The 1,457-nt window shown below is 65.0% G+C and carries 1 protein-coding gene; it reads right to left on the bottom strand.

Annotation, left to right across the window (positions count from 1 at the left end):
- Positions 1 to 1,457, bottom strand: a 1,457-nt coding sequence (locus J4G38_RS26720) for a glycoside hydrolase family 3 C-terminal domain-containing protein (protein WP_226163933.1), incomplete at both ends; no start/stop codon positions are given.

The raw sequence follows: 1,457 nt of genomic DNA, 5'->3' as shown, positions 1-1,457 counted from the left end.
GGGGCCGGCCGCTTTGCCCGGCTGCCGGCCGCCCACGGCAATGGTGAAGGCGTCGGGATTGACGACCCGGTGGCCCGCATCGTCGATGGTCGAGAAATCAGCCGGAGCAAGGGGGAAGCTCACCGTGCGCTGCTCGCCGGGCCGCAGCGTCACCCGCTGAAAGCCTTTCAGGGTGCGGATTTCGGGCTTATTCGGGCTGCTGGTGTTGGCCAGGTAGAGCTGCACGATTTCGTCGCCGGCGCGGGCGCCGGTGTTCTTCACCGTGGCACTCACCGTCACGGGCTGGCCGATGGCGGCCGTCGTCGCCAGCTGCAGGTGGGAGTAGGCGAAGGTGGTGTAGCTCAGGCCGTAGCCGAACTCGTAAAGTGGCTGCCCACTGAAGTAGCGGTAGGTGCGGCCGGCCATGTCGTAGCTGTCGAAGGCCGGCAGCTGCGTTTCGGAGGTGTAGTAGGTCACGGGCAGGCGGCCGGCGGGGTTCACGGCCCCGGTCAGCACATCGGCCAGGGCGTTGCCGGCCTGCTGCCCGCCGTACCAGGCCTCCACGATGGCCGGCAGGTGGGCGTTTTCCCAGTTCACGGCCACGGCGCTGCCGTTGAGCAGCACCAGCACCACGGGCTTGCCCAGGGCCTGCACGGCTTTTATCAGCTGCAGTTGCGTGTCGGGCAGCTTGAGCTTGGTCCGGTCGCCCTTGTTGAAGCCGTCGACTACGAAGTTCTTCATCTCCTCTCCCTCCAGGTGCGCCGAGAGGCCCATGCACAGCACCACGGCATCGGCTTTTTTGCAGATGGCCAGCGCTTTGGCTTGCAGGTCCTGGTTCGGCACTTCCCATTTCAGCTGCACCAACGGCGCGGGCTTGGTGTTGGCGAAGCGCAGCTCCAGCTTGTAGGTTTTGCCGGCTTCCAGCACAAAGGGCTGGTACTTGAGGTCGGGCTCGTGCTCGTTGTTGATGCGGGCCACCAAGCTGTCGTTGAACCGCAGCTCGCACTGCTCGTAGCCGTGCAGGCCTAGGCTGTAGGTCCCCGACGTGGGCGGCCGCAGGTAGCCCGACCATTTGGCGCTGAAATTCTCGCGGTCAAACGTCGCGGCCGGCAGGCGGTTAATCCAGTAAAAATCAACGTTCTTATCCACCTGCCGCCGCGCCGGAGGGCCCTGAAATTTGCTGTTGGCGTAATATTCCGCGTTGAGGCCGTGCGTCTTCGCATCAGCCGTGGTGAACAGATAATCAGTGGGAATGACGTCCAGCGCCGGCACTTCCGCTACGTGGCGGCTGCCCTTGGCGTAGAGGATGTTGGTGCCCGGCAGGCGGTTGCGCAGGCCCGCCAGCGGCGTCACGACCTGGGAGGGAAAGCCGTGGTAATTGGCCAGCGGCACCTCCTCGTCGTCGGCATTGGGCCCCACCACGGCCAGGGTTTTGATGGTGTGGGCCAGCGGCAGGGTGTGGTGTTGGTTCTTGAGCA

The sequence above is a fragment of the Hymenobacter terricola genome (genome assembly GCF_017921975.2).
In the GTDB taxonomy this organism is placed as follows: Bacteria; Bacteroidota; Bacteroidia; order Cytophagales; family Hymenobacteraceae; genus Hymenobacter; species Hymenobacter terricola.
This window is presented reverse-complemented; position numbering and strand designations above follow the sequence as displayed.